Here is a 24699-nt window from a genome sequence, read left to right as displayed (position 1 = left end):
CTCGCCGCTTGTTACCCCTTCAGAAATACTTAACTCCGGAGAAATAGTCATGTTTGCTGGATTCTTAAACGCATTTACTCCTCGCCAGACTCGTCAGATCTTTGTGACCAGCCTGTTGGCGATGGCGGTAAGTACGGCTGCCCATGCCACAGACCAGAATTCTTCGGAGTTGGCAGAGTTCGACCCCGGCTTTTTCCGTGGGCTCAGCGGCCAGGCGGCAGATCTCTCTCGCTTCAGCAAAGGCAATACCCTGACCCCCGGCCATTATCGCTTTGATGTGTACGTCAATGAACTGTGGGTGGGCCGCCAGGAGATTGCGGTGACCCATACCGTCCCCGAGGCTGGGGTGAACTATTGCTTTACCCCTGAGCAGGTACTGCAATGGGGTCTGGATGCCAGCAAACTCCCTGAGGCGGCGCTGGCCCAACAGGCGTTGAAGAACGAGAAATGCTTTGACGCCGGGAAATTCATTCCCGGTTTCAAGTTAAGCGCCAATACCGGTGAACTGATGCTGGAGATCACCGTACCCCAAGCTTTTATCGGTTCACGCCGTGGTGTGGTCGCGCCCGAGCTGTGGGATCATGGCGTCACCGCCGGTTTTGTCGGCTATAACCTCAACGCCTTTCACACAGACAACCGGGATGCGGGCAATACCACCCAGTATTTTGGCGGTTTTAACAGTGGGGTCAATCTGGGGGCTTGGCGGTTACGCCATAACAGCAGCTACACTCGGACAGATGGGGGCAACAATTCTGGGCACTATCAGGCTATCAGTAGCTACGCTCAGCGTTCGATCGCACCGCTCAGAGCGCAGTTTTCGGTGGGGCAATACTTCACGCCGGGCGATCAGTTTGACAGCGTGCCGTTCACCGGCGTGCAATTGACCAGCGATACCCGCATGAACCCCGATACTCAAAACGGTTTTGCGCCGGTGATCCGTGGGATCGCCAACTCCAACGCCAAGGTCACCGTCCGCCAGGGCAACAACGTGATCCACGAGACCAGCGTGCCGCCAGGCCCGTTTGCCATCGACGATCTCCACAGCACCGGCTACTCCGGCGATTTGCTGGTGACGATAACCGAAGCCGACGGCCAGACCCGCAGCTTTACCGTGGCCTATGCGGCGGTGCCGCAGATGTTGCGCCCGGGGATTTCACGTTTCAACCTGTCAGCGGGAAAATATCGTGACAGCGCGCTCGATACTACCCCCAGCTTCTTGCTGGGCACCTGGCAGCAGGGGATCTCCAACCTGGTGACCGCCTACACGGGGGGCATTGTGGCCGACAAGTATCAGTCGTTGCAGGGCGGGCTGGCTTTGAACACCGGTCTGGGCGCGGTGGCGGTAGATATCACCCAGTCCTGGGCTAGCGGTTTAAAGGGCAATACCGCCGGGATCGATGAGCATATGCAGGGGCAGAGCTACCGGGCGACCTACAGCAAGTTGCTGCCTGAAACGCGCACCAACTTTACCCTGGCAGCCTACCGTTTTTCGAGCGACGGCTACCTGAGCTTCGGTGATTTCGCCCGGGCGCGCAGTAGCGAGACGCCCACGTTTAACGAGGTGGGGAGCCTGCCCGGTCTGGCTGGTGATATTTCTGAGACCTCTCGGCCACGTAACCGTTATCAACTGAACGTCAACCAGCCGTTGGCCGACGGGTATGGCAGCCTGTTCTTCAGCGGTTCAGCGCAGAACTACTGGCATAACGGTGGGGGTACCAGCACCACGTTCCAGGCCGGTTACGGCAACAGCTACAATTGGGGGAGCTTCAACGTCGGTGTTAGCCGCACCCTCGGCTCGGCGGGCCAGTCGGATACGCAGTATCAGGCCAGCGTCAGCATTCCATTGGGCAGCCAGTCGCGGGCGCCGATGCTGACGACGTCGCTGAATTACAGCGACAGCAAGAACACCACCGCGCAAACTACCCTGAGCGGTACGGCGGGTGAGAATAACCAACTGAGCTATAACGCGTTTGGCAGCAGCAACCGGGCCGATGGTCACGGCACCAATTCGTTGGGCGGCAATGTGCAATACAATTCACCGTATGCGGTGATGAGCGGTGGGGCCAGCAGTGGTAATAGCACTCGGCAACTGAACCTGGGGCTGAGCGGCAGCGTCGTCGCCCACCCGGGTGGTGTCAACTTTACGCAGTACCAGGGGGAAACCATGGCGGTGGTAGAGGCCAAAGGCGCGCAAGGGGCAACCATCAGCAGCAACGTTGGCGCGGCAGTTCAGGGTAACGGTTTCGGAGTGGTCTCCGGGCTGATGCCGTATCGCCAGAACGAAATCGCGCTCGATCCGAAAGGGACTTCGCAGAACGTGGAGATCCAGGGCAGTTCTCAGCAGGTCGCTCCCAGCGCCGGGGCCATCACGATGCTGAAATACGAGACCGAAATCGGGGCACCGGTGATGTTGCAAGCCAGCCGTACTGATGGGAAACCGATCCCGTTGGGTGCCGAGGTGCTGGACGACAAGGGGCAATATCTGGCGATGGTTGGCCAGGGGGACCTGATCTTTGCGCGCGGTTTGGCACAGCAGGGGCGACTGACGGTGAAATGGGGGCAGGGAGCCAATCAGCGTTGTTCACTGCAGTACCGTTTACCGGCCAACGTAGCCACCATGCAGGACTATCCGAAAGTGTCTGCCAAGTGTGTGGTGTAATAAATCTATCTGCTACAGCGATCCCCGCACCACCTAAATGGTGCGGGGACGGTTTTTTAGCGATCAAATCCCCATTCAGACCATTTGCCTTTGATTTTCTCCTGCAGCGGCAGCGGATAATTGGTGGCAAAGCTCAATACCTGCTCCAACGGCTGGTTAACCTGCTGTTGGATCTGCAGGCAACTGTAGGCCACCAAGCCGCCACGCCCGCGTAGTTTGGTGGCTACATCCAGGTAAATCTGTAACCCGGTACCGTCGGAGTCATATTGCGGATAGTGAAACACGCCCTGCACCGGATTATTACGTGTCGCTAATGCCCAGGTCACTTTGTTGCTGTCATCAGGGGGAATATCTTCGCCCACGATGATCAGTTTGGCGGTGGTTTTACCGATATGGTTGGTCCAGAACACTTCGGCAATCTTGTCGATAAAGGCTTTGACCGTCATGCCGGTGATTTTATGCCAGTCGTCACGTACCCGGATCACCAGCCAATGGGAAGAGGCCTCCAGCGGGCTGAAACAGTCGATGATCGGCAGGCCGGACTTTTCAAAATACACTCTGGCGGTGGCGGATAAACAGAAGCAGCCGAGCATCAGCGTAGAGTCGATCGGAATCCCCGGAATGCAGATCGGCAAGATAGCCTCATCGCGGAAGGTGACACAGGTGATTTTCGCCAGTGGTTTCAGGCTGGACTGGTTGGAAAGGTAGCCGGGGAACTCGCCAAACGGGCCTTCAGCCACGGATTTATCCGCGCTGACATAGCCTTCGATGATGATTTCACATTCGGCAGGCACCAGCACATCGCAGGTTTCCGCTTTCACCATCTCTATGCCGTGCCCAAGAAACGCCGAAGCATAGTTGTATTCGTCATGCCAAGCTGGCGGAGCCGCAGAAAGCAGCATGGTGACCGCCGGGGGCACCCCAAGGGCGATGACAAACGGGCAGTCTTTCCCCTGGGCCGTCCACATATTGTAGATCATGCCGTTATGCTGGAAAGGTAGCCACAGGCCGACAATATTGTTCTTCGAATAATGCGGGCCATTACCGTGTGGTACGCCGACCGAACTGACGTGAGGCGGTTTTGGCGTTGGGTTATTCTGTGGCCGTGAGCCAGCGATCATCGCCCGGCTGAAGGACCAATTAGTCCAGGCGTCCTTATCGACCGTGTAAGTGTCCTCCGGCACCGGTTCCCCTGGCGGGGTGCGCACCATGATGGCACCGGCGGTCTGGAAATAGCGGCCACCGTCACCGTCGTGCAGGATAGGAGCCGGGATTTTGGTCATATCCACTTGTTCGCCCACCCATTTGTTTTGTTTGCACGGGGCGGTGGCCGGGTCGACCATCACTGGCGGATGCGGCTCCTGACCGATGGCATCCAGAAAGGCATCCTGGATCTCGAGCAACTGGGCATCGTCCGGCAAACCGAGCATCAGCGCCAGACGCTGCCAGCGTTTGCCCGGCACGCGGCTGACCGTCGGGCCCATTTCTGCCGCCCGAAAACCGGGTGCGCCCTTCACTTTGCTAAACAGCGGCATCGGGCTTTCCGTTTCGCAGGCGTGGCGCAGAATGGCGCCGATCTCCAGATACCAATCCACCTCGTCGGGGATCGCCACCACTTCGCCCTTGCTGGCCAACAGTTCCAGATAGGCGCGGTAGGATTTGGGGACTTTCTGCACATCAATTTTCAGTTTACGTCGCTTCATTGATTTTGATCCTGATGTGGGCCACTGAGTTCATCGGCCAGGGCGAAAGACTGGGCTACGCCGGTCAGCGTTGGGTTCCATGAGCCAGGGCGGGGGAACAACATGCTGCCCAGCCCATATACGTTCGGGTAACGGTGCATCTGACCGTCGAGGGCGGTGACCGAGGTGGCCGGATCATCCCCCATCCATAAGGTGCCAGCTTCATGCACCAACCCCTGATTGCGAATATTGTCTGGCGGTGAAGGTTCCCAGGTGAAGCTGCCGTCCGGGTTATTGTGCTGGTACTCCAGAGTGGCATCTCCGGCAAGAGCGTACATCACGTCATAGGTGGTTTTATCCATCGCATCCCAGAACTGACGGTCGGTTTCCTTCATCTGGATATAGACCTCGGCCTCGCCCTGCGGGTTGGTCGTGACGTAATTCCACGAATTTGCCGAGCGTTCCCCGAGGAATTCCCCCATCGAATGCAGCATGATCACTACGTAGTCAGGATCCTGATAGGTGGCAACGGCTTCCGGTGAAGAAGCATCTGGCAGAATGCGGTACAGCACGTCGTAGCTTTCTGCGGGTTGCGGGTTATGAACCACGCTGATGTGGGTGTGCATCAGGCGGTTGGTGGTTTTATCGATGCCGGGCAGGTAATAGGCCACGGTTTGCAACTGGTTGGTCAAAGCCGGCAGGCTGCTGGCGGGGATACGGGCGGCCAGCCAGGAACGGATATGACCACACAGGTTTTTCCCCACCAGTTTATCGTCAGGGAAAGATTTGGTGAGGATAAATCCGGCTTCCAGCGTGTTGCAGGCCAAAATCACTTTGGCGTTGCCGACGCTGAGTGACCCTTCTTTAGTGATGATTTCGGTGACAACGTCACCTTCTGCAATCAGTTTTTCCACTTCGGCATTAACCACTACCTTGAGTGAGGCGTAAGCCTGTACATCATTCACCAGTACCGAAATAGGCGAGAACTTGGCCCAATCCTCTGGTGCCACTCCCTGTCCAGTTGCCATGGCGGAGTCCAACGCGCTCGGGCTTGGCTGCGGCTTGGCTCCGCTGATATTGGCCAACTGCGAGAACAGGCGTTCACCCATAAAGCGATTCAGCGACTGGTTGCGATTGCCGGGGATGTCCAGGGAGTAGCGCCTCCCCATAAATTCGCCGGTGGGATACCACTGATTATCCAGACGCTCGATTGCCTGCGCTGGCCAGTCCGGCATTTCGCTGCTATCGGGTTGCGGGGTCCAGGCGTTCCAAAACAGCGCGCGGCCGCCCACATAAGGGATCTGCGGCATAAAGTTGAGGCTGAGTTTCATATCGGCAGAGCCATGATAGGTCCATGGCCGGATACCCACGCTGGTGTTGAGTTTGATGTAGGCCGGTGGAATGTTCTGAATATGGTCGGGGATCAGGTAATCGCCTTTCTCCAGCACCAGAATGCGGGCCTGGGGATTATGTTGCAGCACCCGGTGGGTAAAGCTGGTGCCATAGGCACCGCCACCAATCACGATATAGTCAAAAGACTGCCCCTTGATCTGGGCAAAGCGGGAAAAGTAGATATTGTCGACTTCACTCATAGTTGGCTCCCGGAACGTGACATGCGAAAAATCATCCCCGCCCCGAACCGGCGGCGGGGCAAACGGCTATGGGTAATAGGCGCGGCTTTGAATGGCCGCCGGGGCTGAGTTGAGGGTTTGTACCGCCACGGGTGCGCAACCACCGATCAACTGCTCCAGATCTTTACGCATGGGGTGGCTGCTGGTCCCCAGCACCAGTTTTACTGCCTCAGCGTGGCCGCTGTTGAGGAAATAGGTATCCATCGCCTGCAGGATGTTCCAGCGGCAACCGATCAGTTTGTTATCGTGAACGCCGTATTCGGTAATTGGCGAGATGTTGCCCGGGATCGCCTTGATGCCCAAGGTGTTGACGATGCAAGTGAAGATCGCGGTGTTGGCATCCTTTGGATCGTCCACCCGGAAGCCCCAGGTTTCCACCCACTCGGGCTGATAGACCGGAGAGTTGGTCCGCACCGGATTTTGTGAGGCCAAATTGACCTTGAAAGTGGTCTGGAATTTAGGCTCGCCAAACAGTTGCTCACCGGCGGCGATGGCGATGGGGGCATCGCAAGGCACCCAGACGCGATGGTTGCCGTACAGCTTGGTTTGATCGCCGTCCTGGATAAACTCCTGATAGCCAATCGGGGCCAACTGGTCTTTACGGTGCTCGGGATAGGCGACAATGTTGAGCTCCAGCTCCTGGGTGATCGCCGCACCGCTGCTGCCCCATTGCTCCGGCGGGGTATTGAGGCCAGAGGCAAATTGCCCGGCATACAATTGGAAGTTAAAGCTCACCATCGCCTTGTCGCCAAACCGCGCTGGGCTAAGCCCGGTTCCCTGCAAGTAAGGTTCCACGCGGCTCAACGGCACCAGATAATACACGCCAACGTTGGTCAATGAGGCGTAGTAGAACGGCATGGTGAACGGCGTCGGGATGCTGGGTAAATCATTTTGCTGATTAGACATGTGCGTGGTTCCTACTGTTGTTGGGATTGAGGTTTGGCCGAGTGTGGGCAAGCCGCCGGTACCGGATAAGGCGCGGCCTTCAGCGCCGAAAGAATGTTCAGTGGGTTGAAGTACTGACGCATCAGGGTGATTTGATGCTGTTGATTGAATTGATAACGGATCGCCCAGTCGTAGCGATAGGGCACGCGGCCACATTTGGTCGTGCCTTGTTCGCCACCGTAGGACATGGCCTGATCGCCGCTAAAGAAGGATTTCTCGACGCCCGCGCTGCCAAAATTCACCGTTGCCCCGAGCAGCGTCCAAAAACGGGTAAACCCCTCGTGGCCGTAAAACACGCCCAGATAGGGGCATTCGCTGGGGCCGGAGATATCCCAGATCACCTCGTCACTCATGCAGGAGAGTGCCAACTGCAGGTTACCGGTGGAATAGGCTTGCTGCAGTTGATCCAGAGTGGCCTCATTGCTGGCACTGGCACTGGCACTGGCATCAGCACTGTCGGTTATGGTTACGGCTGCGGTAGCCGGAGCAGCCATCAACACCTGTTTACCCAGCGGTTGGTGGTTAGCTACGCTGTACTCAAACGTGGGGGCGCAGTGAAATAACTCCTTGCCGGGGAACGGGTTGGCGGTTATGGCGCGGAAATCATCCCGCAGCGCACACATCGCCACCACGGCGGCCATCAACTTGTCTGGGGCACCGGTAAATGCAGTTTGCAGATCGCCGAGTAACTGACAATAACGCTGATTAAACCGGATGATGGCGTCACGAACTTCACCGGGTGGATAATCACTGACCTTGGCATTGCTGTCGATCAGTACGCTTTTGTTCCACGGCACCGGGAATGGGTCGCCGGTAGGGCCACTGGCCACGGTATCGCCTTTTTGATACAGCCGTTCATTGTAGATCTGGCTAAAACGGAAATAGTGGGCCAACTCATCTTCATCCACCACCCAGATATCGTTTTCTGTGCCTTCACCCTGATCGGTAATCAGTTTCATGGCGGCTACCGCGGATTTCAGATCGCTTACTTTCAGTACGTTGCCCCCGCCGCCGTAGTAGAAAACATCCGGCGGGATCTGGCGCTGCGGATCGCCGCAGAAAATCGCCCGTTCTCCATGGGTTTCCACCGCTGCCCGCAGCCGCGACTCGATGTAAAGATAAAACTCACCGATGGTCATATCGCTGGGGACTTCATTGGCGATGGCGCGCGGGCGGACATCTTTCGGATGCTCGATCACCATGCCCTGGAAGATGCCGTTTTTGGAGAAGCCGTACAGATTCACTTCAATATCATCAATATCGTAAGGCAGACGTGCGGGATAACTGGGCAGGAAGTCGGGCGAATCGACCGCGGGTGTCCCGCCGATGGCGTTGAGCAGGTTGGCCGTCAGGGTGAAGTGCAGCATTTCCTCCACTACCACCGAACGCAGGGTTTCGATGATGCGCCAGTCAACGTCGTCATCCAGGGTATAGAGCATCGTCAGATAGGGGGGAATGGTGGCATGTTCCAGCTGCATGGCGTTCTGCAGCAGATTGCGCAGTTCGGTCAAATCCTGCGCCAGGCTTTTTTCGTCGGCAAACTGCACATAGCCGAGTTGGGCAAACGAGGTTTCAGCAAGCTGGAAGGTCTTGGCTTTTGCGGTCATGTTCATATCAATGTTTCCGTCCGAGTATATGGTCGGCAGTGGCGAAGGTCAGGGCCGTCATGGTGAGCGTGGGGTTTGAGGTGCCCAGCGTTGGCATGCTGCCGCAGCCAATAACGTAAAGGTTGGGGTGATCCCAGCTTTGCTGGTGCCGGTTGACTACCGAATTCTCTGGCCGCGTTCCCATCCGGTGGGTGCCTGCAATATGGCCAACGCCCGCCCAGATGTAACCGTTACCTTGCCAGGTGAAATAACCGGGGTTGTCCGACTGGTAGTGGGTGAAATCCTTGATGCCCAGTTGGCTGAACAGGCTGCTGGCCACTTCGCGGCCAAACGCCATCCCGCCTTGGCTATAGTCGTCCACGTTGTAGTGGATCACTGGCCGGTAATTACCGAGCGGATCACGCCAGCGATCGTCGATGGTGACGCGATTGGCGGCATCCGGCAGCTGTTCGGTCATCATGTCCAGGCGGATTTGCCGGGGTAGTACTTGCCCAAGCCGCTGGCGTAACTCCTTGCCATATAATCGCTCGTCATCGATCATATCCACCGTGCTGTCCACCGGTTCGTTGCGTGGCCAGCTCCAGCCCCAGTTGCCGATCTCCAGCACAAATGCGGCGCGGTCGCGGCGGAATTCGCCACCCCGGTAGTTCACCAGCGTTGACGTCAAACCCGGCCCACGAAATGCGCCTATCGCTTCCGGCGCTAACCCCCAAGACAAGATGGCGGGGTGATCCATCAGGTTACGCCCCAGCTCTCCGCTGGACTGACAGGCCTGTGATGCCTGTAATAACACGGCATTTTCGATGGCGTTAGCGGCCAGAATAAACAGCTCGCTGTGTAAGGTGATCGGCTCAAAGTCATGGCTGCTGTCGTTCTTCCACACCTTGCAGTCCAACGCGCTGATTTGCCCCGTCTCTGGCGAGATATGCAGGCGAGAGGCAACCGCCTGGATCAGCAAATCGGCATCGGTTTCCACCAGGGTTTTTAACGCGTTGTAACGAGCCTGGATCGGGCAGATAGGAATACAGCTGGAGTTGCCCATACAGCGGCGACCCACGGCGGGATTACCCACTGCACCACGCGGGATATAACCTGCATTGGGCACACTGTTTCTGCCTTGCGGGATAGAGCGGATCTGGGCTTTGTCTGCCGTCCCGGGCAATTCGGCCTGGGCCAACCCGGCGATCATCCAGCGATCCAGATAGCTTTGGGGGATTTTTTGCATCGGGTACTGATAACCCTGCGCAAAATGGATGCCGTGATATTGCTGATCCTGCACGTCGGCGGAAACGCCAATTTCCAGCTCAGCGCGTTGATAATACGGCAGTAACTCTTCATAGCTCAGCGGCCAGTCCACGCCACGGCCAAACAGCGTGGCCATGGCAAAATCCTCTGGCAGCATCCGTGGACAACTGCCGAACCAGTGCAGCGAAGTGCCCCCCAGCCGGCGGGTATAGTTACTTTCAAAGGGATAGGGCCCCATCTGCACGAAATACCCTTTGTGCGAAGGCTTACCGGGCGTGATGGGTTCAACGTCGGTCACTTCCGGCTGTGGGGCGTTGGGCGAGTCGGGATAGGGCGCGTTAGGGGTTTTTGCTACCGCCTGCATAAAGGTTTGCACATGATCCAGGTGCTGGCTAAAGCTGTCGTTGCCCGTCCCGGCTTCGACGATCAGCACCCGACGGCCAGCGCGGGTCAACTGCTTGGCCATGATGCAACCGGCAAATCCTGAACCGACGATCACCGCATCATAGGGTTGGGCGGTGGCTTGCTGCCAATCAATCTGCCGCATGATGCCCCCCGTCCAGATCCTGCAGGATGTTATGCGCAGCCCAACAGGTGAGCGCCGACATGGTTAACGTTGGGTTTGAGGTACCCATGTTGATCATGTTGCCGCAGCCCACCAGATAGAGGTTGGGGTGCTCCCAGGTGCGCTGGTCCTTATTCACCACGGAGCTTTCTGGTGAATCGCCCATGCAGTGAGTTCCGGCAAAGTGCCCGGCACCGTTAAAGGTGAGGGTTCTGCCGTCTGGGCAGACGAAGGCTCCGGCATCCTTTTTCGAATAGGACGAGTGGTTCTCAATATCGGCCTGGTGGAAGATTTTCATCGACATATCGTAAGCGCTGGCAAAACCGGCTCGGGTATAGGGCGATAAATCGTAATAAATGACCGGGCGGTAGTTACCCATTATGTCTAGATACTTCGGATCGATGGTGACTCGGTTATCGCGCTCCGGCAGTTGTTCCACCAGGATGCCGAAGCGGAACTGACGTGAAACCTGGTTTTTGAGCCTTTCACGTAACTCTTTACCGTGCAGCTGTTCCTCGTCTACCAAAGTGATCACATCTTTCGACGGTGCTTGATCCGGCCACAGCCAACCGTCGTTGCCCATCTCGAACCGATACGGTGCGTGGTGTTTGCGGAAGCTGCCACCACCGCGCAGATCCTCGATGCCGGAAGTCGCCAATGGGCCACGTAACGGCCACAGTGGCGTTTCCTTGGTTAGCCCCCATGTCAGCAGTTCTGGGTGATCCATCAGATGGCGGCCAACCAGATCGTTGCCTTTACAGGCTCCGGAAGCCAGTAATAGCACCGCGTTGGCGACAGCGTGGGCGGCGAGCACATAGCGTTTGCCCTTCACCGTATGCAGGCTGTAGGAGTCATCGCCAGGATAGCGATAGTGTTTGAACTGAACGCCGTTGATCGCCTTGCTGTGCGGGTCGATATCCAGTTGGAAAGCCACGCTCTGCACCACGATATCGAGCTTTTCGTGGTTGGCGGTGTTCAGCGTTTTCAGCGCGTTGTATTTGGCCTGAATAGGGCAGATCGGCACGCAACTGGAATTACCCATGCAGCGGTGGCCCACTTTGTCGTTACCGACGGCGCCTTTTGGGGTATAGCCCCGGCCCTGATCGTAAGCACTATTGGGAACGCTATTGCGTGAGGCGGGCGTCCCACGCACTTTCAGGGTATACGTCTTGCCGTCATCTTCTACCTGCATGCCATCGATGCGGCTGGCCAGTTGCTTGTCACTCCAACTCGCAGGCAGACCGTGCATGGGGTAGACATAACCCGGTGGGAAGGTGACACCAAGATAGGACTGTTCTTCCACGTTGGCGGAAACCCCAAGCTCCAGCTCAGCCTTGCGATACCACGGCTCCAGCTCCTGGTAATCGATCGGCCAATCAATACCCACGCCATACAGCGACTTCAGGCGAAAATCCTCTGGCAGCATGCGCAGCGAGGTACCGAGCCAGTGCAGGGTGGTGCCTCCCAGATAGCGGGTGTAGGTCGAACTGAATGGCAGCTTTCCTCGCTGGACAAAGTAACCTTGGTCGCTCGGGGTTTTGCAGACATCGGTTTCCAGCGGTTCGCGGGCATTCGGGTTATCAGGGTAGGGAGCATTGGGGATTTTGATGGTGGCGGTATAAAAGGTGTTGAGGTAGTCCAGATAGCCTTGATAGTCCGTCCCCAATCCGGTACCGGCTTCGACGATCAGGCAGCGCTTTCCCGCCTGCGTCAGGGTTTTGGCAACGATAGCGCCAGAGATCCCTCCACCTACGATCACCACGTCGTACTCGGTTGTCTCTGCTTGTTCAGGAGTGATGATATTCATAGTTTCACCACTGTGGAGGTGGTTACTGGCGGTTCAGCCCAGGCACCAAAGCCTTGCTGCTTGGCTCCCTGCGGATGGGCGTGGATCGCATTCCACACCAGGCCCTGTTGATAGCTGTTAGCACTGGGGATCTGGGTCTCCTTCGGGTTGTCTGGTGAGTACCACTGGCCCAGGTACCACAGTTTGATAATGCTGCGCACCAGCGTTGACAACTTTTCTGAACCCAACAGGTGGGTTTTCACAAAGGATGAGTGTTGTGCAGTTTCTACCGGGAGTTCGCCATAGGCCGCCAACAAGGTAGCCAAACGTTCTGCCGCGTGCTTTTGTACCCAATCATAATAAAAAGCTGCCTGGCCCGTACCGAGTAGTTCAAAACGGTCGAAACCGGTTAATAAACTGGAAAGGTCGATAAATTGCTGTAGTGCCGCATCGGATGCAAGTTGTTCATCGCTCATAAGGTGCTGCCTGTATAGGTTTTTATTATGGTGGCATTATTGTTGCCACCGGGAATAATCAATAAAACAGGTTGCAATAGTCGCTTTATTTATCGCTATGGATTAATAGGCGTGTATTAATCCCTGAGCCTCCAGTCACGTGGATGTTCATGATTTTTTTGTTTTTTAGGTGCACCAAAAAGCACGCTATTGTAAAAACAACAACGGTGTTTTAACTCATGTTAACCTTTTGAATTAGAACGAATGGTGTGTGCCGAAACGCAAGCGATAACACCGATGGCGGCGAACGGTTGCGCGAGGCTCACAATGGTTTACTTCCCGGGCTAATGATATTAGCGGTGAACATTGCTATGCTAAATAAAATGAAACACACAGAGCGGGCCAGCATTGCGCAGGCACGTGGTATCTCATTAAAAAATAAAAGCTCGATCAGAATGTTACTGGTTAAAGTACGTGGTTAAGTTTTGTATTTTACTTAATCCACCACATTCTTCAGAGTGTTGTAAATATGGTATGAGAGACCATATTCCGCAAGCTTAAGCATTAATAAAGTATTTTATTGTCTATAGAACCCTGGAAGGCGAGATGTTTTGCTACCAAAGATTCAAGGTAAGCATAAAATCCTGATTGTTAACATTTCGCCCTCTAGGTAACCATGCTGTGTTGGGAAAGGGCTAGTACGCCGCCAGGTGGGCATGGCCGTCAATCAAGGTCACCTATTAGCAGCGGATACTGGCTTATTTGTATCGGGCCGATAGCATTCCGTAGCGGTATTCGTTGTGCATTATTGTCCTTCTACCTGCCTCACGCTGAACTGAGCTGACACCATCGTGATCCTTCAACCACGCCTTCAAAGGTGACGTCACTACCATACTGAGCGCCACTTTATGATCAACAAGAATATTGGACAGCTGGCCTCTTTCAAATTGGCGTGTATCCCTATCTGATCTGCGGGCACGATAGACATCACAATCTGCCCTGGAGTGATGACAGCACCAGCATGAACATTACGCTGCGCGACATAGACGGTCACGGGGCTACATACCCCGAGGTAATGTGAGAGACAGTTTTTTCTTGCAACATGTTTAATTTTATCAGCTTAGGTGCTAGTTTATTATAGCTGTCGAAGGACAAATAAGTTTGCCTACTCGCGTAGGTCCCATCCGTCATTAAAATAATCCCTGTCCTATATTTTATAACCTGCCTGCCAAGTATTATTTACCCATCAGCCGCGTAGGTTGATAAACAGTATTTAACCGTGTAATACACTCTATATCTATAAAGGATGTCGTAATGAAAAAGATTTTCACCCTTGCACCAGTTGCTTTGATTTTGGGTATTGTCGGTAACGTTCAGGCTGCAACTCAGGCTGATGTTACTTTGCAAGGGACTATTGTGGAAACCACTTGTGAAGTTACTGCAAATAACGGCGCAGCAACACTGAATGTGGGTTCTTTTGCCAAGACTGACTTTATTTCTGCTTTAGAGCAGGTTGGTGACGAGTCTCTGGTTGTTACCCTGAAAAACTGTGCCGAAGAAGAAGAGGGCGCACTGCAGGTATCTGGTATCGTAGCTAACAACACCAATCTGTTCATGAGTGATGTTGCTCAGACTGCTGGCTTCATGCTGAAAGCGCAAGATGGTACTCAAGTAACCAACAACACCAGCATCCCAGTTGTGGCGGGTGAAGATGGTTCGTTGACCTATACCCTCGACGCAGGCATGGGCGTAGTAACCACTTCTGGTATCCAGGCTGGTGCTTACAACGCTCCGATCAAAATTTCTTTCGTAAGCAACTAATAGTAAATAACGAATAGCCCGACGCTAATCGTGCAGAAAGAGAGGCACTTTGCGGCCTCTCTTTTTCAATTTAACTATCAGAGAATATTATGAAGTTTTATCACCAGTTAGGCGTTGTCTTAAGCCTGTGTACCCTATTGGTTCAGCCAGCGCTGGCGGGGATCAGCATTGGCGCATCCCGCGTTATTTTCAACGGCACGGACAGCAGCCAGAGCGTCGACATCATTAATCGCTCTCATAATCAGCCTTATCTTATTAATGTCGGCATTTCAGACAGCCTTGCGGCCAAATCAGCCAGCAACGCTTTTATGCCAGCGCCGGCATTATTCCGTATTGAATCAGACGCCACCAATAAAATCCGCGTCCTGAAGAAAGCAAGCTCGTTGCCAAGTGACCGGGAATCGATATTTTATTTGAATATTACAGCTATCCCGACCGGTAAAGCAGGCCAGGATAACAATGATAATAAGCTCGGCGGTACCCTACAGGTGGCAACAGGGAATACCATCAAGCTGTTCTATCGCCCAGATAATTTAGCCATGACCCAGAAAGAGGCTATGGGTAAATTACAGTTCTCCAAAGCGGGCAACGGTATCAAAGTGTCTAATCCGACACCTTATTTTATTTCAATGAAGACGCTGCAGATCGATGGCAAGAAAGTCAAACTGGATGTGATTAAAGGCACCAGCATGATTGCTCCTTTTGCCAGTAATGTCTATCCGGTGACCGCTGGGCAGGGTAAAGCCGAGTGGGCAGCGATTAACGATTTTGGTGGAGTGGAGACGTTCCGTGGCATCGTTAATTAAACTCTCGGGCATGTTGCTGGTTTTATCCGTTATGCCGTTCGGTCAGGCTTTTGCTGCGACTACTGACATTAAAGCCAGAATTGTGGATGGCAGTTGTCAGGTTTCGTTCGACAAGGCCAGCATCACCTTTGACAACAAAAATACGACCCAATTTTCTACCGGTACGGCTGAAGTGCTGCCGCTGGCCGTTAACCTGGACTGCGTTGAAATGCAGGGTAAAGCGCCGTCCATGAAAGTGACAGGCGAATCCGTGGGGCTAAGCGATACCCGGTTGTTCCGCGCAGGCAGTTCAACGGCCAGTTATGTCGGTTTTATGCTGAAAAAGGGCACGCTCACCAACCTGGCCGATTTCTATAACGCCGCAGATACTGTTGCGCCAGGAGATACAGTATCTATCAGCCAGGATGAAGGGAGCTCAGCTCAGCCTTTTTCTGTTGGCCTGGTGCGCAGTGCCGGTGATCCGATGCTGACCGGCGGAGCGGTTAACGCCAGGATAACGTTCTCCTTTATTTTCCCTTAACGCTTTCAACAGACAGACATTGATGAAAACTCACAACACGCTATCAAGGCAATTCATTGCCCTGAGGGTCCCTTTTTGCCTGTGCCTGCTGGCGATAACCGCCAGCGCTCAGGCAACTGATGTGACGTTCAGTGCGACTTTTCAGGCACCAACCTGCCAGGTGTCGGCACCTGCCTCCCTTGATTTCGATACGGTGCTGTCATCTGACATCCGCCAAGGCGTCAGTCTGGCAAACCCATTAACACTGGAAATTACCGTATCGCAGTGCGCCGGGTTTATCGGCTCGCTACAAAAGCCGGGCGTCAAAGTGACTGGATCGGGCAATACGGATTCCGGCGATTTCCTGTTCCGGCTACCCGCGACCACTGAGGCAGTGAACTACGGCGTGCGTATTGCTACCTCTACAGGGGACGTGGTGGCAGCTAACAGCTTCCTGCCACTTGCCCTGAGTTCAGCAGCCTTTGACGGTGGTAGCACCAGCATTCCGCTCAAAGTTGCCTTGTCCTGCGGTAACAAATGCAACGACGCCACCACCAAGTCCGGAATGCTGAACGCCACTGTGACCTTCGATTTTGCCTACCAGTAAGGAGGGCTACGTGCATTTTAACGCTTTGTTGTTACGCCGAATCCTGCTTATGGCAGGCGTCATGGTGGCGATGTGCCAGGGAGCGGCCGCTGCAGAAGGGGGGATCAGTCTCAGCCGTACGCGCGTCATTTTCCAATCCACAGACAACGCACAGACGTTGACCCTGCAAAATCACGGCTCGCGGCCCTATCTGGTGCAGTCGGCAGTGGTTGCTACCCCTGAAGGGCATGAGCAGGCACCTTTTCTTACCACGCCACCGTTATTTCGGTTGGAAGCAAACAGCAAGAACACCATTCGCATTTTGCGTAAGGGTGACGCTGTGCTGCCTACCGATCGTGAGTCGGTGTTTTATTTTACCGCGATCGCGGTGCCGGCAATGACACCACCGAAAGAGATGGATGACTCCGCACTGGCAGCACGCATTTCCGTGGGAATTCAAAACACTATCAAGCTGTTTTACCGCCCTGTCGGGCTGGCGATGGCACCGGCAGAAGCCGAAGGGCGTTTAACCTTTTATCAGCAGGGTGACAAGGTTCAGGCGCACAACCCCACTCCCTATTATCTGACCTTCTCACGTCTGGCGTTTGACGACACTGAACTCAAGGTACGCGATAGCGTAGCGATGATTGCTCCGTTTTCGCAAGTGAGTTACCCGGTTTCGGGTCACGTTCGACGGGCGCAATGGTCGGTAATCAATGACTATGGCGGTACCAGCCAGCAATACCAATCCGCCGTGCTGACTGGAGGAAAACCATGAAGTTTTCTCCGAAGATGCCACTGCTTATCGCCGTGCTTATCGGTGCGATGCCGTGCTTTGCCGAGTCAGAAAAACCAGCGGGTCTTTCGTTTAACCAATTTCGGCTGGTCTATCCGGCAGCTGAAAAAAAGGGCATCACCTGGTCACTGACCAATAACACCGACCGCCCGTATCTGATGCAGTCCTGGGTCCGACCTATGGACTTCACCACCGGGTTGCCGGTAGCGGAAGAGGACAACAAAGCCCCGGCAGCGGCTATTCCGCTGATGGTTACGCCGCCGTTAAAGCGCGTGGATCCGGGGGAACAGTTAACGCTGCGTATCCGCCTCACCGAAATGTCGCTGCCCCAGGATAGGGAGTCGGTGTTTTATCTGTCGGTGAAAGGCATTCCGTCAATACCGGAGAAGGCCAGCCAGACCGGTGGGCAACTGGTGATCGCTGTGGTGAACAACATGAAGTTGTTTTATCGCCCGGAAGGGTTACCAGAGGGCGGGGTGGCAAAAGCCTCCAGGCAGCTGCGTTTCAGTTTACAAAGTGATGGCCTGGTGGTCGACAACCCCACGCCTTTTTACATCAATTTCAGCCTGGTCACTGTGGGTGGCAAACCGCTTCCTGCAGGTGAACTGAGCAAACTGGTTCCCCCTAAAGGACAGCAGCGTTACCCCGTAGCCAGTGGCGTTCGTGGCGCGGTGGAATGGCAGGTGCTGGATGAAGACAGCCAAACAACGCCATTACAGCGACAGGCATTGTAGCGCCGGGGAAACCTGGGGCCGAAAAACCCATTACAGAGCAGGGAAAGATCTTGAGTAACAAATTGACATCCTGTTTAAGGACAAATGGCATGACTACCAGCATATGTAGCTTCCCACGTAAGACGCTGGCGCTTTTCGTGTTGATAAGCTGCCAGGGCGCATGGGCAGAGGACTACTTTGACCCAGGATTGCTTTCACTGGGCACAGGGACTTCAGATGTAGACTTGTCCACTTTTGCCCATGCGGGGGGAGTCGCTGCGGGAAATTACCCGGTGACCATTTTTGTTAACCAGCGCGAAGCGGTTTCCCGCGATCTGGTGTTCAGCAAGAATGCGCAGGGTAACGTGGTACCGGAACTGACTCCGGAGCTACTCGAGGCGATAGGCGTTAATGTTGATCGGTTGCCTGCACTGAAGGACTTGCCGAAAGGCCAGCCGGTTGCCAATCTTGCCAAACTGATCCCGCAATCCAGCGTGAAGTTTGACTTATCGCGTCTGCGCCTGGACATCAGTATCCCGCAGATAGCCATGCAGCCGGGCAAAGACAGCCAGGTCAACCCCGAGCAATGGGATGACGGGATCATGGCGATGTTGTTTAACTACAACCTTAGCGCCGGACGCAATGAGCAGACGCTGAACAATGACTCGCGTACGACCAATAACCTGTTTGCTAACGTACAGACCGGCGCCAATGCGGGCGCGTGGCGCCTACGCAGCACCGTCACATACAGCCATTCTGATGCAGAAGGTAGCAACAAAAATAACAGCACGCGTTTTTCCAGCACCTATTTGTCGCGCGATATTCGCGACTGGCGTTCCCGCCTGACGATGGGGGAATCCAATACCGGCAGCGAAGTGCTGGACGGTGTACCGTTCCGTGGTATCCAGCTGCGTTCAACCGATCAGATGATGCCTGCGCGCCTGCGTGGCTTTGCCCCGCAGATTAACGGCGTGGCCAACAGTAATGCCCGTGTCACCATACGGCAGAATGGCTTTGTGGTGTATGAGACTTACGTAGCTCCAGGCCCGTTTGAGATCAAAGATCTTTATCAAGCGGGCATGTCCGGCGACCTCGACGTGTCGGTGACTGAAGCCGACGGTAGCGTGCGCAGCTTTGTGGTGCCTTATTCAACTCTGCCGGTGATGGTACGCCCTGGGGCGTTCAAATATGAGGCCACTACCGGACGCTATGACGGTGGCTCGACACAAGGCTCTCGCCAGTCAGAGTTTGTTCTTGCCACCCTGATTTACGGTTTACCCAAAAACCTGACGCTCTACGGCGGGGCTCTGGCATCGCAAAACTACAGCACGCTGAGTATGGGGACCGGGATCTCGTTGGGTAGTCTGGGTGCCATGTCTGCAGACGGCACGTTTTCAAGCGCGAAGTTTGAAGATAAGTCACGCCAGACCGGTGGCTCATGGCGGGTACGGTATTCAAAAAGCATGCTGACCACAGGCACGTCGGTGGATCTGACGGCGCTGCGATATTCAACACGGGATTACTATAGCTTCTCAGAATACAACAGCATGGGCTATGCACCACGGGAAGACGTATCTCCCTGGACGTTGAGCCGCCGCCGCAGCAGTTTCCAGACCCAGGTGACTCAGCAACTCGCCAGCTATGGTTCGCTCAGCCTGCGTGCCAGTCGCGACGATTACTGGGGATCAACCAAAACCCTGACCAGCCTGTCTGCAGGTTATAACGGCAGTTATCACGGCGTCAGCTACGGGCTTTACTACACGGTTGACCGGATGAAAGGGAACGGTGACTGGCCGGAGAACCGCCAGGTTTCGTTTAACCTGAACGTGCCGTTCAGCGTCTTTAGCTATTCATCTGCGCTGCAAAACACCTACGCCAGCAGCCAGATCACCCATGACAACCAGGGGCGCACCCAGAATCAGGCAGGGATCACCGGCAGCAATGCTGACGGGGCGTTCTCTTACAGCATGATGCAGGGATGGGGAAACCAGGATCAGGTCAGTAACAGCACGCTCAATCTGGGTTATCAGGGCAGCAAAGGCAACGTTTCAGCCGGTTACGGTTACTCGAATGATATGCGTTCGATGAACCTGAATATGAGCGGTGGAATGATCGCGCACGCCGAAGGTGTTACGTTGTCACGTCCGTTAGGCAGTTCGGTGGCCCTGATCAGTGCGCCTGGTGCAGAAGGAGTAAGCCTGACTAACGGTGGTGGCAAGACCGACTCACGCGGCTTCGCCATAGTGCCTTATCTGTCGGATTACAGCCGCAACAGTATTGGGCTGGATCCAAGCACGTTGCCGGACAACGTTGACTTGCCGCAGAACCAACAAACGATTTATCCGACCAACGGGGCCGTGGTGAAGGCCAATTTTGCCACGCGCATCGGCTATCAGGTGCTGATGACCCTGACACGTACCGGTGGGGCCGTGCCTTTTGGTGCCACTGTCTCACTGCTAGAGAACGCCGACCGTGAAGAAGTCACCGGCATCGTGGGCGATAACGGCCAGGTTTATCTGGCTGGCCTGCCGGAGAAAGGCGCGCTGTCGGTGACATGGGGGAAAGGCAACGATAGGCAGTGCCGCGTTAGCTACAACCTCAGCGGTCAGAAACCGACGGCTCAGATGCCGGTTATCCAGTTGCATGGCGAGTGCCGCTAAAAGCTGTGCCCGGACATTAACCATGAATTCTGGTATCAGGGCAGCAAAGCCTGGCCTGATGCCAAAAAGGAGTAACAAATGACAACATTCAGAAAACCCCATGGAACCAATCAGCGTCAATTGACACGCTGGGTACGAGGCCTTTTAGGGGCAGCGATCCTCGCCTGGGGCGCGAACTGTTCTGCCCTGGAACTCAGATCTGGCTATCAGGTGATCAGTGAGGCCGTGAACAAAACCCTGCCATGGACAACCGGAGCCATCGTGCCCGGTAATAAGCCCGGCTGGTATTATTCAACCAACATGGTTCCTTTCCTAGGCTATGGCCAGGTCGGTACCGTGCTGGTTTCCGCCGCGCAGCTTGCCACCGGAGAATGTATAAATATGTACCCGATGGCAACCTACGACGGTTATCGCGGTTACGAAATTGCCTCCGGGATCCTGGTGATCCCTTTTGGCACCATGACAGGCAAGATGGTCGTCACGGCAGGGACGATGAACCCTTCAACCACTGGCGGCACGTTTACACCTAACTCCAACCCGGGTCTGGATATCACGTCGAGCGCCTCCTGGGATCAGTTCGGCACGGGCTCGGGCAGTCTGTCGACTCGCACCGACTGTGTCGGCGTAGGGACAACCTATACCGTGTCTAATGGCGTGGTCGAAATGAATACCGATGGGGGCACGCAGGCGGCGATTGGTTACGGGGTTTATGTCCGACCTGGTGCGGCAAAAATGGCGACAAAAACCGTTTATACGCAAGCCTCGCGCGGCTATCGTTGGAATGCCACGACCTCGACTTTTGATCTACGGACCTTTTCGCTTACCTGGAGTGGGATGGATTGTACCCTGAGCACGACACCATCGATTCCATTTGGTGATATCACTCCTGCTGATGTGGGTACCCCTGGCGGTATCAGCGTCGCGTCAACGCTGGATATGAACTGTAGCAATCCGTCGGGCACCGCGATCCCTGTATCCTATTCAGTGGTGCCGAAGACCCAGGCTGGCGACCATTACAGCGTACCGCTGATGTCGGAAACGCAAAATGGCACGGTGAATGGTGACGTTCGAGGTTTTCTGGGGGCTACAGCCTCCGCAGATGTAGGCTGTGCGGACAAGAGTAGCTCGATGCCTATGGATGGGACGAAAACCAGCCTACGCACAGTCACCACGGGAACGTCATGGTCTGATCCTCTGGTCTGGGTACTCTGCCCACGTGCGAACGCCGCTCCTGGTCCCGCTAAAGCAACGGTGACCCTTGATCTGAACTGGTAACCAAGGCTGTAAACATCAAGGTAATTAGGGGAAGACAATCCCCTAATTCTAGCATATTGGCAATGACCACCTGATATTAATTATTGCTGGGCTGCGGTTTGCTTTGTAACGATAAATAAGCAATTTCATTGTGTGTTGAATTTATTAAATTGCCCATGAACTCCCAGATTTCACCAAGCTAGACCAATAAAGCAGGGTTTTACCTGCTTTTACCCGATGCTGAATTATACTGATTCAATATGCTTAGTACGGGGGGGCCCCAATGAACTATCAGATTCGCACCGTGAGTTGGCTCCTGACTTACCTGTTTTTCATCCTGGCACCTCTATTTGCGTTATTGTTAGGGGCTATGCCTGTCGCACGCGATTTCTGGACTGAGTTTTCGATTGCATTAGGTTACGCCGGATTGGCCATTATGGGGTTACAGTTCGGGCTTACTGCCCGGTTTCGCTACGTGACTGAGCCATTGGGCGAAGACGTTATCTATCATTTCCACCGTCAGATATCGTTAATCGCTGTCGGATTGGTGATTGCCCATCCGATCATTCTGTTTGTTATCCGCCCCGAACTGCTGGCGCTACTCAATTTTATCGAGGCACCGTGGCGTGCTCGTTTTGCCGCACTTTCTACCTATTCACTGATTGCGCTAGTTATCATGGCTCTTTGGCGAGTGCCGTTGAAAATCCGTTACGAGACCTGGCATTTCACTCATATCATTCTGGCACTGGTTGCTCTGGCCGCTGGGATCTTGCACATGATTGGCTGGAGCTATTATCTGGGCGATCCTTTGAAACGTGGGTTGTGGATTGCACTTATCGTTTTCTGGCTTGGTCTGTTGCTCTACGTCCGGGTTATCAAGCCGCTATTTATGTTGAGAAAACCTTACCGGATTGCACAAGTGCGCCAGGAGCGGGGAGAGACCACCACTTTATTGATGAAACCGGAAGGGCATGCAGGCTTTCGTTTCTCACCCGGCCAGTTTGGCTGGTTGACCGTTTGGGGTAGCCCGTTCAGCATCACGGGCCACCCGTTCTCATTTTCCTCTAGTGCAGAGACGTCGGATGGACACGTCGAGATGTCCATTCGTAATCTAGGCGATTTCACCAGCAGCATAAGCACTCTGAAGGTGGGACAACGCGTGTACCTTGATGGCCCTTATGGAGCATTCACACTTGGCCAGCAATCTGATATGCGTGTGCTGATTGCTGGTGGAGTGGGGATCACGCCAATGATCAGCATGATCCGTACGCTTGCCGATCGCGGCGATCGCCAACCGGTGATCCTGATTTATGGCAGCAAAGATTGGGAATCGATTACCTTTCGTGAAGAACTGGACGCTTTGCAAAGCAGAGTGAATCTGACGGTTGTCCACGTGCTGACTCAGCCGCCGGAAGACTGGTCTGGCGAACGAGGATTTATCAACGCAGAGCTGTTTAAACGCCATTTGCCGCCGGTTTATGCTGACCATGAGTATTTTATTTGTGGGCCAAACGTGATGATGGATGCCATAGAGAAGACGCTGTCTGAACTGAATGTGCCGATGTCCCAGTATCATTCTGAACGCTATAGTTTTGCCTGAGGAGACACGCTATGCGCCGTCAGTATGCCGATCGTCTGGCGATTGCCACCGCAGTAATTATTATTTTGTTGGCCTTGCTGTTTGCCTATATGCGGGTGGGTTGACTGGCTATAGATATTCACCACCAGGCTGATAGCAGGAACGCTGTGCCCCCTACGGTCGAACATGTTCACCGTTGTAGTACGCCGCCAGGTGAGAACTGCCATTATGCAACGTAACATGGGTGTTTACCCCCCTGCGCAATGGGTACCGGCTCATTTGTATCGGATCAATGGCAATCCGAACGGGTATTCGTTGCATGTCATTGCTCGATTTATTCTGCGCTGGCAGGGCCGACGGCACCGTGTCGCTAGCCAAACTGATCCCTTCAACCAATCCCTCAAAGATCACTTTACTGCCATACTGCTTGGTAATTATCGTTGCTTTTTGTCCGATGAGAATATCGGAGCGCTGTGTCGCGTTAAAGTTGGCGGTAACCCATATTTGATCTGTTGGCACGATAGACATGATTATCTGCCCTGGATGGATGGCAACTCCTGCATGAATGTGCCGCTGGGCCACATAACCGGTCACGGGGCTACGCACTTCGGTATGGCCAAGTGCAATGTGAGCTTCACGCAGTTCTTCCGTAGCCTGCAATATCGCCTGTTGTTGTGCAATGCTGGCTGTTTGCAGTGATTGTTGTTGCCGCTGATACTTCAGAATAGCCGAGTCCAGTAAGGTTTTGGTGCTGTTCACCGTTTTGAATGCCTGTTGCAGGTCCGCAGGTGACATTGCGGATACCCCTGATTGCACTCGTCGGTTATAGTCGCTCAGGCCTTGCTGGTAGGCCATTTGCGCATTGAGGATGTGGGTATCATTTGGGCAAACGATTACATAGTGCTCTTTGATCGTTTTTAACGTTTGTGCGAGTTTGTTTTTGGCATTTTGATATCGGATCAGCGCTTCCGTATTAACTATATGGGCCAGAACATCCCCTTTTTTGACCAGCTCAGTGCGAGAAGGGCTGACGATAATCACCCGGCCGCTGACCTGCGAGGAAATAGAGACTTCATGTCCAAAGGTATAGGCATCGTTAGTCGTCGGCATCGTGAGTGAACTAAAACATCCTCCGAATAGAGCAACAATGCATAGTGTGAAAATAAACACCATGCTGATTAGTTGCGCTTTATTTCCCTTTTTGATGGGGGTTTTATCGATATTAGTTCCTGCAGGATGTTGTTCTTTCATGATAAATGTTAACTCTTCTATCCATAGAAATAGAAAACCACTACGTGCCCTCAACCATTAACATCGTACGGGACAATGTTGACGAGGCAGGGCGCAGTAATGGTATTCTTCGATTAAAGATGACTGGATATTTGTTACTGAATACCTCAGCACCCCCCA

18 protein-coding genes are annotated in these 24699 nt (G+C 54.3%); 10 read left to right on the top strand and 8 right to left on the bottom strand.

The window, feature by feature from the left end; genetic code table 11:
• Positions 1-49 precede the first annotated feature (49 nt).
• Positions 50-2659, top strand: coding sequence for a fimbria/pilus outer membrane usher protein (locus tag ACX9GU_RS14365; protein ID WP_473191993.1), 2610 nt, complete (start codon positions 50-52; stop codon positions 2657-2659).
• A 56-nt stretch (positions 2660-2715) separates the two neighbouring features.
• Here ACX9GU_RS14365 and ACX9GU_RS14360 read toward each other — a convergent pair whose 3' ends face one another.
• The 7 genes from ACX9GU_RS14360 to ACX9GU_RS14330 form a co-directional block, all read right to left on the bottom strand.
• Entirely contained in the window at positions 2716-4362 is a 1647-nt protein-coding gene (locus tag ACX9GU_RS14360) for a UbiD family decarboxylase domain-containing protein (RefSeq protein ID WP_473191992.1), read from the bottom strand.
• Positions 4359-5933, bottom strand: a complete 1575-nt coding sequence (locus ACX9GU_RS14355) for a GMC oxidoreductase (RefSeq protein ID WP_473191991.1) — start codon at positions 5931-5933, stop codon at positions 4359-4361. The genes ACX9GU_RS14360 and ACX9GU_RS14355 overlap by 4 nt, the downstream gene beginning before the upstream one ends.
• A gap of 66 nt (positions 5934-5999) precedes the next feature.
• On the bottom strand, positions 6000-6878 hold the full coding sequence (locus ACX9GU_RS14350; protein WP_473191990.1) for a hypothetical protein: 879 nt from the start codon (positions 6876-6878) through the stop codon (positions 6000-6002).
• Between the two features lie 11 nt (positions 6879-6889).
• The gene (locus tag ACX9GU_RS14345) at positions 6890-8530 is read right to left on the bottom strand and encodes a ferritin-like domain-containing protein (protein WP_473191989.1); all 1641 of its coding nucleotides are present in this window, start codon (positions 8528-8530) and stop codon (positions 6890-6892) included.
• Between the two features lies 1 nt (position 8531).
• Positions 8532-10316 (bottom strand): GMC family oxidoreductase, encoded by a 1785-nt coding sequence (locus ACX9GU_RS14340; RefSeq protein WP_473191988.1) that lies wholly within the window; start codon positions 10314-10316, stop codon positions 8532-8534.
• Positions 10303-12141 (bottom strand): GMC family oxidoreductase, encoded by a 1839-nt coding sequence (locus ACX9GU_RS14335; RefSeq protein ID WP_473191987.1) that lies wholly within the window; start codon positions 12139-12141, stop codon positions 10303-10305. Before ACX9GU_RS14335 ends, ACX9GU_RS14340 begins: the two co-directional genes overlap by 14 nt.
• Entirely contained in the window at positions 12138-12596 is a 459-nt protein-coding gene (locus ACX9GU_RS14330; RefSeq protein ID WP_473191986.1) for a sugar dehydrogenase complex small subunit, read from the bottom strand. Before ACX9GU_RS14330 ends, ACX9GU_RS14335 begins: the two co-directional genes overlap by 4 nt.
• Positions 12597-13889: 1293 nt before the next feature.
• On the opposite strand from ACX9GU_RS14330, the gene ACX9GU_RS14325 reads away from it, so the two are divergent.
• The 9 genes from ACX9GU_RS14325 (at position 13890) to ACX9GU_RS14285 (ending at position 23310) form a co-directional block, all read left to right on the top strand.
• Positions 13890-14396 carry a fimbrial protein gene (locus tag ACX9GU_RS14325; protein WP_473191985.1) on the top strand — a complete coding sequence of 169 codons (507 nt, stop codon included), beginning with the start codon at positions 13890-13892 and terminating at the stop codon, positions 14394-14396.
• An 89-nt stretch (positions 14397-14485) separates the two neighbouring features.
• Positions 14486-15202 carry a fimbrial biogenesis chaperone gene (locus ACX9GU_RS14320; RefSeq protein ID WP_473191984.1) on the top strand — a complete coding sequence of 239 codons (717 nt, stop codon included), beginning with the start codon at positions 14486-14488 and terminating at the stop codon, positions 15200-15202.
• Positions 15186-15722: a fimbrial protein gene (locus ACX9GU_RS14315; protein WP_473191983.1), complete on the top strand. Its 537-nt coding sequence runs from the start codon at positions 15186-15188 to the stop codon at positions 15720-15722. The genes ACX9GU_RS14320 and ACX9GU_RS14315 overlap by 17 nt, the downstream gene beginning before the upstream one ends.
• Before the next feature lie 22 nt (positions 15723-15744).
• Positions 15745-16308 carry a fimbrial protein gene (locus tag ACX9GU_RS14310; protein ID WP_473191982.1) on the top strand — a complete coding sequence of 188 codons (564 nt, stop codon included), beginning with the start codon at positions 15745-15747 and terminating at the stop codon, positions 16306-16308.
• Between the two features lie 10 nt (positions 16309-16318).
• On the top strand, positions 16319-17065 hold the full coding sequence (locus ACX9GU_RS14305) for a fimbrial biogenesis chaperone (RefSeq protein WP_473191981.1): 747 nt from the start codon (positions 16319-16321) through the stop codon (positions 17063-17065).
• Positions 17062-17817, top strand: a complete 756-nt coding sequence (locus ACX9GU_RS14300; RefSeq protein WP_473191980.1) for a fimbrial biogenesis chaperone — start codon at positions 17062-17064, stop codon at positions 17815-17817. Before ACX9GU_RS14305 ends, ACX9GU_RS14300 begins: the two co-directional genes overlap by 4 nt.
• 89 nt (positions 17818-17906) lie before the next feature.
• A complete protein-coding gene (locus ACX9GU_RS14295; protein WP_473191979.1) occupies positions 17907-20456 on the top strand; it encodes a fimbria/pilus outer membrane usher protein in 2550 nt (849 codons plus the stop codon).
• A 300-nt stretch (positions 20457-20756) separates the two neighbouring features.
• Positions 20757-21731, top strand: a complete 975-nt coding sequence (locus ACX9GU_RS14290; RefSeq protein WP_473191978.1) for a hypothetical protein — start codon at positions 20757-20759, stop codon at positions 21729-21731.
• A gap of 262 nt (positions 21732-21993) precedes the next feature.
• Positions 21994-23310: a ferredoxin reductase family protein gene (locus ACX9GU_RS14285; RefSeq protein ID WP_473191977.1), complete on the top strand. Its 1317-nt coding sequence runs from the start codon at positions 21994-21996 to the stop codon at positions 23308-23310.
• 153 nt (positions 23311-23463) lie between these two features.
• Here the strand turns inward: ACX9GU_RS14285 and ACX9GU_RS14280 are convergent, their stop codons facing one another.
• On the bottom strand, positions 23464-24540 hold the full coding sequence (locus ACX9GU_RS14280) for a multidrug export protein EmrA (RefSeq protein WP_473191976.1): 1077 nt from the start codon (positions 24538-24540) through the stop codon (positions 23464-23466).
• Positions 24541-24699 lie beyond the last annotated feature (159 nt).

The sequence above is a fragment of the Serratia sp. K1WW1 genome (assembly GCF_055790865.1).
Note: the sequence above shows the minus strand (reverse complement) of the source record. Positions and strands in the feature narration are given on the sequence as shown.

Bases quoted from the DNA above. Each gene is read 5' to 3' on its own strand.
- ACX9GU_RS14300 (WP_473191980.1), top strand. From the start codon at position 17,062: ATGAAGTTTTCTCCGAAGATGCCACTGCTTATCGCCGTGCTTATCGGT.
- ACX9GU_RS14345 (WP_473191989.1), bottom strand. From the start codon at position 8,530: ATGAACATGACCGCAAAAGCCAAGACCTTCCAGCTTGCTGAAACCTCG.
- ACX9GU_RS14320 (WP_473191984.1), top strand. From the start codon at position 14,486: ATGAAGTTTTATCACCAGTTAGGCGTTGTCTTAAGCCTGTGTACCCTA.
- ACX9GU_RS14355 (WP_473191991.1), bottom strand. From the start codon at position 5,933: ATGAGTGAAGTCGACAATATCTACTTTTCCCGCTTTGCCCAGATCAAG.
- ACX9GU_RS14335 (WP_473191987.1), bottom strand. From the start codon at position 12,141: ATGAATATCATCACTCCTGAACAAGCAGAGACAACCGAGTACGACGTG.
- ACX9GU_RS14365 (WP_473191993.1), top strand. From the start codon at position 50: ATGTTTGCTGGATTCTTAAACGCATTTACTCCTCGCCAGACTCGTCAG.
- ACX9GU_RS14295 (WP_473191979.1), top strand. From the start codon at position 17,907: ATGACTACCAGCATATGTAGCTTCCCACGTAAGACGCTGGCGCTTTTC.
- ACX9GU_RS14360 (WP_473191992.1), bottom strand. From the start codon at position 4,362: ATGAAGCGACGTAAACTGAAAATTGATGTGCAGAAAGTCCCCAAATCC.
- ACX9GU_RS14290 (WP_473191978.1), top strand. From the start codon at position 20,757: ATGGTTCCTTTCCTAGGCTATGGCCAGGTCGGTACCGTGCTGGTTTCC.
- ACX9GU_RS14285 (WP_473191977.1), top strand. From the start codon at position 21,994: ATGAACTATCAGATTCGCACCGTGAGTTGGCTCCTGACTTACCTGTTT.
- ACX9GU_RS14310 (WP_473191982.1), top strand. From the start codon at position 15,745: ATGAAAACTCACAACACGCTATCAAGGCAATTCATTGCCCTGAGGGTC.
- ACX9GU_RS14340 (WP_473191988.1), bottom strand. From the start codon at position 10,316: ATGCGGCAGATTGATTGGCAGCAAGCCACCGCCCAACCCTATGATGCG.
- ACX9GU_RS14350 (WP_473191990.1), bottom strand. From the start codon at position 6,878: ATGTCTAATCAGCAAAATGATTTACCCAGCATCCCGACGCCGTTCACC.
- ACX9GU_RS14325 (WP_473191985.1), top strand. From the start codon at position 13,890: ATGAAAAAGATTTTCACCCTTGCACCAGTTGCTTTGATTTTGGGTATT.
- ACX9GU_RS14280 (WP_473191976.1), bottom strand. From the start codon at position 24,540: ATGAAAGAACAACATCCTGCAGGAACTAATATCGATAAAACCCCCATC.
- ACX9GU_RS14330 (WP_473191986.1), bottom strand. From the start codon at position 12,596: ATGAGCGATGAACAACTTGCATCCGATGCGGCACTACAGCAATTTATC.